Source organism: Aeromonas sp. QDB25 (assembly GCF_027707725.1).
In the GTDB taxonomy this organism is placed as follows: Bacteria; Pseudomonadota; Gammaproteobacteria; order Enterobacterales; family Aeromonadaceae; genus Aeromonas; species Aeromonas caviae.
Genome location: NZ_JAPCIZ010000006.1, coordinates 105,971 through 114,563 on the forward strand (window position 1 = coordinate 105,971; position 8,593 = coordinate 114,563).

Annotated in this window: 9 protein-coding genes; 8 read left to right on the top strand and 1 reads right to left on the bottom strand. The window is 63.5% G+C overall.

Annotated elements, in window-relative coordinates; translation table 11 throughout:
- The first annotated feature begins 32 nt into the window (after window positions 1–32).
- The 8 genes from PG883_RS03805 (at window position 33) to emrD (ending at window position 8,299) form a co-directional block, all read left to right on the top strand.
- Window positions 33–488 (top strand): hypothetical protein, encoded by a 456-nt coding sequence (locus PG883_RS03805; RefSeq protein WP_029314712.1) that lies wholly within the window; start codon window positions 33–35, stop codon window positions 486–488.
- Window positions 489–608: 120 nt separating this feature from the next.
- Window positions 609–1,217, top strand: coding sequence for a glutathione S-transferase family protein (locus PG883_RS03810; RefSeq protein ID WP_010675093.1), 609 nt, complete (start codon window positions 609–611; stop codon window positions 1,215–1,217).
- 31 nt (window positions 1,218–1,248) lie between these two features.
- Window positions 1,249–1,911, top strand: a complete 663-nt coding sequence (locus PG883_RS03815; RefSeq protein ID WP_010675092.1) for a glutathione S-transferase family protein — start codon at window positions 1,249–1,251, stop codon at window positions 1,909–1,911.
- A 195-nt stretch (window positions 1,912–2,106) separates the two neighbouring features.
- On the top strand, window positions 2,107–3,633 hold the full coding sequence (locus PG883_RS03820; RefSeq protein WP_010675091.1) for an ABC transporter substrate-binding protein: 1,527 nt from the start codon (window positions 2,107–2,109) through the stop codon (window positions 3,631–3,633).
- Window positions 3,630–4,592, top strand: a complete 963-nt coding sequence (locus PG883_RS03825) for an ABC transporter permease (RefSeq protein ID WP_029314710.1) — start codon at window positions 3,630–3,632, stop codon at window positions 4,590–4,592. The genes PG883_RS03820 and PG883_RS03825 overlap by 4 nt, the downstream gene beginning before the upstream one ends.
- A 2-nt stretch (window positions 4,593–4,594) precedes the next feature.
- Window positions 4,595–5,401: an ABC transporter permease gene (locus PG883_RS03830; RefSeq protein ID WP_010675089.1), complete on the top strand. Its 807-nt coding sequence runs from the start codon at window positions 4,595–4,597 to the stop codon at window positions 5,399–5,401.
- The gene (locus PG883_RS03835; protein ID WP_270806973.1) at window positions 5,398–6,828 is read left to right on the top strand and encodes an ABC transporter ATP-binding protein; all 1,431 of its coding nucleotides are present in this window, start codon (window positions 5,398–5,400) and stop codon (window positions 6,826–6,828) included. Before PG883_RS03830 ends, PG883_RS03835 begins: the two co-directional genes overlap by 4 nt.
- Window positions 6,829–7,099: 271 nt before the next feature.
- Window positions 7,100–8,299 carry a multidrug efflux MFS transporter EmrD gene (emrD, locus tag PG883_RS03840; RefSeq protein ID WP_010675087.1) on the top strand — a complete coding sequence of 400 codons (1,200 nt, stop codon included), beginning with the start codon at window positions 7,100–7,102 and terminating at the stop codon, window positions 8,297–8,299.
- A gap of 107 nt (window positions 8,300–8,406) precedes the next feature.
- On the opposite strand, the gene PG883_RS03845 is transcribed toward emrD, so the two are convergent.
- A partial coding sequence (locus PG883_RS03845; RefSeq protein ID WP_223916557.1) for a transposase occupies window positions 8,407–8,593 on the bottom strand: 187 nt, incomplete at its 5' end.

Consider the following 8,593-nt stretch of genomic DNA (forward strand, 5'->3'; position numbering starts at 1 on the left):
AACAGGCTGTGGTGAGCATAGGGATATGAGCCATGAATCTGTCATTAGTCAGTCAGAAACCGTCGTCGCCGACGACTCTGGGTGTGTTGGCCGCACTGCGTGCCGCCAGCGAAGAGAGCGATTATGTCACCGAGGTCCGGGTGGCGCAGCCCCAGCAGTGGCAACCGTCGAAGGACGAAGCGGCGATCCTGCTGCTGGAAGAAGAGGGGGCTGCCTGGCCTGTTCCGCTCTGGCCAGCAGGAGGCAGTGCACTGGGATTGCCGGTGCTTCCCCTGTTGGTGCATCGACAGTATGAACATGCTCCACAGGGGCCGGATGTCCGGGATCCGCATTTTTATTTTGTCTCCAACGGCATTCTGCTGGATGAGGCCGAACTGGCGGATCCTGCCTGCAGCCTGGCGCTGCAAAGCAAGTTTGAATCCTATTTCCCGCTGCTTTCCCGTCTTATCTTGCTGCGCCAGCGCCAACCAGGGGTACTGAGCAGCTAATCATCTCCCCCTCGATGCGGGCTGTTCAAGCGGCACAATATTTGTCATAACTGACCGACATTGTGCCGCTTTGCTATGGCCTGCGCAGCGGCTCACTGTGTGTTCGTCGACGGAGGTGACATGAAGGTTTATGAGCTGAGGCGAGCCCCCAATGCCCGTCGGGTCAGAATGTTTCTGGCGGAGAAGGGGATCGAGATGGAATATCAACAGGTCGATCTGGGGGCGGGGGAAAACCTGGCGCCCGCCTTTTTGACCAAGAACCCGGCCGGGCGCATTCCTGTGCTGGAACTCGATGACGGAACCTGTCTGAGTGAAACCCTGGCCATCTGCCGCTATTTTGAAGAGCTTCACCCCGAACCGAACCTGTTTGGCTGCACCGCGCTGGAGCGCGCCACCATAGAGATGTGGAGTCGCTTCATCGAGTTCAACCTCTGGTTGCCGATCGGTATGGCGTTTCGTCATATCACCGGTTTTTACAAAGACCGGGAGCGGGTCTTCCCCGAATGGGGGGAGGAGTGCAAGCAACAGGCTCAGATCTGGTTTGACAAGCTCGATGCCCGTCTTGCCGAAGTGCCCTATATTGCGGGGGAACGCTTCACCATCGCCGACATTCTTGCCCTCTGTACCATTGATTTTGGCAAGGTGGTCGGCCTGCGCATCACCCCCGAACAGCCCCATTTGCAGGACTGGCATGACCGGGTGAGTGCCCGGTCCAGCGCCCAGGCCTGATCCTTTCCCCTGAACGTTCAAGGAGTCCAAGATGATAGAGTTGTACACTGCCGCCACGCCCAACGGGTTCAAGGTGTCGATCGCCCTCGAAGAGCTGGGGCTGCCCTACAAGGTCATTCCCCTTGATTTCTCGACCATGGAGCAGAAGAAGCCCGAGTTCCTGGCCATCAACCCCAATGGCCGCATCCCGGCCATCGTCGATCGGGACAATGGTGACTTCGCGGTGTTCGAGTCCGGCGCCATCCTTATCTATCTGGCGGAAAAAACCGGCAAGTTGCTGCCGCAGGATCCCAAGCGTCGCTCCCAGGCCATCCAGTGGCTGATGTTCCAGATGGGGGGCGTCGGTCCCATGATGGGGCAGGCCAACGTCTTCTATCGCTATTTCCCCGAGAAGATCCCGGCCGCCATCGAGCGTTACCAGAAGGAGGGGCGACGCCTGTTCGAGGTGCTCGACGGTCATCTGGCACACCATGAGTATCTGGCGGACGAGTACAGCATCGCCGACATCGCTACCTGGCCCTGGGTGCGCATCCACGACTGGAGTGGTATCTCCATCGAGGGGTTGGTGCATTTGCAGGCCTGGATGGCACGCATGGAAGCCAGGCCCGCCTGCCAGAAGGGCATCACCATTCCACCGCGTAATGAGAGCCCCGAGGATCAGGTCAAGCGGGCGCAGCAGATGGTGACTCGCTGACGCCATCATGATGGCCCTGACGGGCCATCTTTTTTATTCCCCTTTGACTCCCCGTTGTTTGACGATCTGCATCGCAGTCGCTTTTTGTCTTTCAAATAAGCCATTTATCAAAAATCAAAAGTCATTCTTCCTGATTAATTGTTATGTTATAACGCCATCTCTTTGGTTGATGAACATGAAGCTTGGATGGAAAGGATGACAAAAAAATGCACCGCAGCCGGGTGGTTCGCCCTGGCTCTGATGGCAGGAACGACTGCAGCCGACGGCAAACCGCTTGCCATGGTGGGGCCTTGGGAGATCCACAGTGTCGACCCCGCCAGCAACGGGGTCTTCTTTACTCGCATGCAGGTGGTGGAGACCCTGGTAGATGTCGATAGGAAAGGCAATCTGCAACCCGGGCTTGCCAGTGAGTGGTCGCGTAGCGATGACGGTCTGCAGTGGCGATTCACATTGCGCCCCGGGGCCCGTTTTCACGATGGCAGCGAGGTGAGCGCCGAGCATGCCGCTTTTGCCCTGCAACAGGCCTGGCGCAAGCCCGGCGTGATGACCAGCGCTCCCATTGCGTCCATCGGATCTGGAGATGGCGTCTTGAAGGTCACCCTGAGCGAACCCTTCGCCTCCCTGCCGGCCGTGCTGGCCCACCCCAGCACCCAGATCCTGGCGAAGGCCGCCTACGATGCCAAGGGGGAGGTAACTCAGGTGATAGGCTCTGGCCCCTACCGCATCACCCGCCTGCAACAACCCCAGCGGATAGAGACTGTGCGTTTCGACGGCTGGCAGGGGGCCAGGCCCGCAATCGAGGAGGTCAGCTACCTGACGGTGGGGCGTGCAGAGAGCCGCACCCTGATGGCCGAGAGCGGTCAGGCCGACATCGCCTGGGGGCTGGATCCGGTCAGCATCCGCCGCTTGCAGCAGGCGTCACGGGTCTCCATCGCCTCGGTCACCCTGCCACGGACCATCCAGCTCAAGCTCAATGGCGCCGATCCCCGTCTGAGCGATCCGGTGGTGCGCCGTGCCCTGAGTCTCGCCATCGATCGTCGTGGTATGGCAGCCGCCCTGCTGCGGGATCCCGAGATGGCGGCAACCCAGCTCTTTCCTCCCACTCTGGGGGAGTGGCACCAGCTCGGGTTGACGCCGCTTGCCTATGACGTCAAGGCGGCCCGGGCGGCCTTCGCGGCGGCAGGCTGGCAGCCGGGGGAGGACGGTGTGCTGCGCAAGGGGGAAGAGCGCTTCGCCCTGACCCTGCGTACCTTCCCTGACCGTCCGGAGCTGCCGCTTCTCGCCACGGCACTGCAGGCGCAGTGGAAGGCGGTGGGGGTGGATCTCAAGGTGGCGGTGGGCAACTCGAGCGAGATCCCGGCGGGCCATCAGGACGGCTCGCTCCAGCTTGGTCTCTACGCCCGCAATTATGCCCTGGTACCGGATCCCCTGGTCACGTTGCTGGGGGACTTGGCCCCTGCCGGTGCGGACTGGGGGGTGATGAACTGGCACTCCCCGGCCATGACGCAAACACTGACCCGCCTTGCCACGCAAGCCTTGTCGCCCACAAACGCCGCTGCGGCTCGCCGGGAGATAGCCACGACACTGCAACAGGAGTTGCCGCTCCTGCCCATCGCCTGGTACCGCCAGAGCGCGGCGGTCAGTCGGGGGCTGGAGGGGTTTGAACTCGATCCCCAGGAGCGCAGCTATGGCCTGGACAAGTTGACATGGAGCGCACGATGACAGCGACACCCTTGTCTCGCGTCATGGGGATACTGGGTCAGCGTCTGGTGCAGGCGCTGGTGGTTGCCCTGCTGGTGGCCGGACTCTGTTTTCTGATGGTGCAGTCCCTGCCCGGAGACATCGCCTTTCGCATCGCGGCGGGTCGTTATGGCTATGACTATGTCACCGCCGAGGCGGCCAACGCGGTGCGCAGCGAGCTGGGGCTGGCCGGCTCGGCCCTTGCCCGTTTTGGCGACTGGCTGTGGGCCTTGCTGCAAGGGGATCTCGGCAGCTCCCTGGTGACGGGCGCACCGGTCGCCGCCGACGTGGGTCATCACCTGGGCGCCACCCTGACGCTCGCGAGCGCCTCCGTGGTGCTGGCGCTGGTGGTGGCGCTGCCGCTTGGCAGCCTGAGTGCGCTGCGCCCGGGGGGATGGTGTGATCGCCTGACCCTGGGCTGGAGCGTGCTGATGCGTGCGTTGCCCCCCTTCTTGCTCGGCCTGGTGCTCATGGTGATGCTCTCGGTGGAGCTGGGCTGGGTCAGTGCGGCAGGGCACGGGGAGGGGAGCAACCTGCTGCTGCCCGCCCTGACCCTGGGATTGGGGCTCTCCGGCGTGCTCTCCCGGGTGGTGCGTGAAAGCGTGCTCACCGTGGTGCAGTCCGGTTATTACCGATTTGCCCTCACCAAGGGGCTTTCGCCGGCCCGGGTTTTCTGGCGCCACGGTCTGCGCAACACCGGGGTCAGCATCATCGCCTACACCAGCGTGCAACTGGTGCTGCTCATCGAGGGGGTCGTGGTGGTCGAGAGCCTGTTTGCCTGGCCCGGGATCGGCCATGCGCTGGTGCACGCCATCTTCTGGCGCGACATCCCCATGGTTCAGGGGACCGTGCTGGTGCTGGCGGTGCTCTTCGTGCTGCTCAATACCCTCACCGATCTGCTTTGTCTTGCCATTGACCCCCGTGGTCCCAAGGAGTCCTGATCATGTCGTTGTCTGTCAAAACGGGGCTGGGCCTGCTCCTGCTGGTGGTGTTGTTTGCCCTGCTGGGCCCCGTGCTCTGGCCCGATCCGGCGGCTCAGGATCTGGCACAGTTTCTGGCTGATCCCTCCTGGCAGGAGCCCCTCGGGCGGGATCAGATGGGGCGCAGCCTGATGGCGCGCCTCGCGGCGGCGACCCGGCTCTCCCTGCTGCTGGGACTGCTGTGCGTCATCACGGCGGCGCTGTTGGGGTCATTGCTGGGCTGGCTCTCGGCCTGGCGCGGCGGCTGGGTCGACGGTCTGCTGCGCAGCCTGGCCGACGGCGTGCTGGCCCTGCCAGGCCTGTTGCTGGTGCTGCTCTTCTCCGCCATGGCCCAGGGTGGCTTTGCCATCCTCTATCTCGGCTTGGCCATGGCCCAGTGGGTGGAGTATTACCGGGTGGTGCGTGCCCGCAGCCGGGGGCTGCTCGCCTCGCCCCAGGTGGAGGCGTCCCGTCTGCTGGGATTCGGCCATGCCCATGTGGTGCGGCGCCATCTCTGGCCCGAGCTCGCCCCCCAGTTGCTCACCATGATGGCCTTCGGCCTAGCGGGTGCCATTCTAACCCTCTCTACCCTGGGCTTTGTCGGAGTGGGCATTCAGCCGCCAACGCCGGAGCTGGGGCTGATGATGACGGAGGCGCTGCCCCACTATCAGGAGGCTCCCCGTCTGCTACTGGCCCCCATTCTTGTCATGGGGCTGATGTTGCTGGCCCTGGTGCTGCTTCATCAGACGCGCGGCCTTGACATGCCATCTTCACAAGGAGCCACCTCATGACGGCCATTCATATCAAGGGGTTGCAGGTCGATGATGGCCAGAAAACCCTGTTGCAGGCGCTGGATTTCACCATTCATCCCGGCACCGCCCTGACCCTGATCGGGGAGAGCGGTTCGGGCAAATCCCTGTTGGCTCATGCCCTGATGGGCACGTTGCCAGCCCCCCTGACAGGCCGGGGCGAGATGGTGTCGGGTGGCCGCCATCACAACCTGGCCGACACGCCTCGCCTGCGCACTCTCTGGGGGCGGGAGCTGGCGATGCTGCCCCAGGAGCCGGTGCTGGCGCTGGATCCCACCATGGGGTTGCTTGCCCAGGTGGAGGAAGGGTGGCTGCCAGGCGGCAAGGAGGCCCGATCGCGGGCCCGTGCCGCCCTCGAGCGGCTTGGACTGGCCGGGCGGGAGGGCGCCTTTGTACACCAGCTCTCGGGAGGCATGGCTCAGCGCGCGGCCTTTGCCGCCGCCACCCTGGGGGAGGCCCGTCTGCTGGTGGCTGACGAGCCCACCAAGGGGCTCGACAGCCGGGCCGCAGCCAGGCTGGGTGCCTTGTTGCTGGGCTACCTGGCCCGTGGACGCCATCTGCTGACCATCACTCATGATCTCTCCCTGGCTCGCGCATTGGGGGGCAGGGTGCTGGTGGTCAAGGGAGGAGAGATCGTGGAGCAGGGGCCCGCCGAGCGTGTGCTGCACACGCCATCCCATGCCTATACCCGGGCCCTGCTGGCGGCGGAGCCCTCCGCCTGGCCCGAGGCGGCCGTCCCTCCTACCGGTGACTGGCTCATCCGCGGAAAGGGGCTTGCCATGGGATATGGGGCTCAACCCCTGTTCACGGGGCTGGACCTTGCCCTGGCGCAAGGGGAGCGAATGGCCATCATGGCGCCGAGCGGCGCGGGCAAGAGCACCCTCGGCAACGTGCTGCTGGGTCTGCAACGCCCCCTGCAAGGGGAGGTGCTGCGACGGGAAGGGGTAGCTCCCTGCCGCTGGCAGAAGCTCTATCAGGATCCGGTGCAGGCCTTTGCCAGCCGGGTACGCCTCGCCACCCAGTTCGATGATGTGCTGCGTCTGCACAGGCTGCCTCGCCATCGGCTTGTCGACTATCTGGCCCGGTTGGGGCTGGATGAACGGCTGTTGACGCGCCTGCCAAACCAGGTCTCGGGAGGGGAGCTGCAGCGGCTGTCGCTTATCCGGGCCCTGTTGCTGCGCCCCGTGCTGCTGTTCGCCGATGAGCCCACGTCCCGGCTCGATCCCCTGAGCCAGCAACAGACCATCGCCTGTCTGCTGGAGGAACTGGGAGAGATAGGCTGCGCCCTGCTGCTGGTGACCCATGACGAAGGGCTGGTCGGCAAGGTTGCTCCTCGTTGTCTGAGACTGGGGGAGGCGGGTACCCCCATGTTCGAAGGCGCGTCGGCCGAGGTGAGAAGAGTGGGGTAAAGAGGGGACAGGATGAATCCTTCCCCCATGATGAGATGACAGTGACGGGGCCTTGGGCCCCGTCGCATTAGAAAAACTTGGGTAAGCAGATTATAAAGTTTCGTTCGTTTTTTGTGATATGAATCACTAAGATTGTCGTAAGCCAGAGAGCGTCCTGCTGCTGGCGGGTGCGGGTCCTCCGCCTTGTTCCTCTTCAACGACCTTTGTCAGACACCTCCTGCAGATCCCTGCCCGGAGGGTGGCGGCTTTTTGATTTTTTTCGGACGACAGTATGTATCGGCACAGCTTCTATCCCCTGTTTTTCCTGACCATTCTGATGGTCGCCGTGGGTCAGATGACCCAGACCCTTTATGTGCCCTCCATTCCCATGATGGCGGGGGACTTCCATGTGGCCTCCGGCCAACTGCAGGCGGTGATGGCCTGCTACCTCATTCCCTACGGCCTCTCCCAGTTCGTTTATGGCCCCTTGTCGGATCGCATCGGTCGTCGCCCTGTGCTCATCATCGGCATGATGATCTTCCTGGTCGGCACCCTCACCATCCAGCTGATCCCGAGCTTCACCGCCTTGCTGGCGGGCAGCCTTATCCAGGGGCTGGGCACCGGGGCAGGGGGCGCCATGAGCCGGACCGTGATGCGCGACCGTTACAGTGGCGCCGAGCTCAACCGTGCCAACAGCCTGGTGAGCATGGGGGTCATCTTCTCCCCTCTGCTGGCACCTGTGCTGGGCGGCTGGCTCACCGAGCTGTTCAACTGGCGTGCCGGCTACTGGTTCCTGTTCGGTTTTGGTGCCCTGACCACCCTGGCGTTGCTGGCCTGGTTTGGCGAGACGCTGCCAGCATCCGCCCGCCAGCATTCGCTGCGGGTGGGCGCCGCCTATCGTCATGTGCTCGGCAACCCGCGCTTTCAGGGCAACCTGCTCTGTCTGATGGCCACCTTTGCCGGCCTCGCGGTGTTCGAGGCGGCGGCCGGGGTGTTGCTGGGGGACGTGCTCAAGCTGAGTGCCCGCACCGTCAGCGTGCTGTTCGTGCTGCCGCTGCCCGGTTATCTGTTCGGCGCCTGGCTTTCCGCCAGACTGAGTTTTCGCCTGAGCCAGGGCAAGCTGATGCGCCTTGGCATCGCCTTCCTGGCCCTGGGATCGCTCATCATCCTGGTACCCGGGCTGCTCGGCATGGTGAGCGCTGCCTCCCTCGTGGGCGGGGCTGCGGTCTACTTCATTGGCAGCGGCATTCTCTATCCGACCGCCACCTCCTGTGCCATCGAGCCCTTCCCGGGCCAGGCGGGTACCGCGGGAGCCGTGCTCGGGGGCATGCAGAATCTGGGGGCTGGCGTGGTAACCCTGCTGGCCGCCAGCTTCCCGATGACGGGGCAGGTGACCCTGGGGGCCATCATGACGGTGATGGTGCTGATCGTGGCCTTGAGCTTTGTGTGGCTGCGCCACAACGGCGCGCCCCACGAGCAGATGGCCGTCTGACACGGCCAAGAGCCCGCTCCGTTGGCGGGCTTTTTACTGCCTCCTGCCGGGTGGCGAGACGCCGCAGGCGAGTGGAAGGGGGTTGCCGCGCAGGCAAAGAAAAAGGTTCATCGCGGCTTTCCGGGGAAGGCCGCCTTGATTTTCAGAAAAAAGTATTCTGAGTCCCTAAATCCATATGCCATGCGCTTTATCACTTTGATCTTGTTGTTCACCCCTTCCAGCACACTCGTGTGCATCGGGTAGTTTGCACTCGCCAGGATCCCCCGCATATATTTCGATAAATTTCGACCAAAT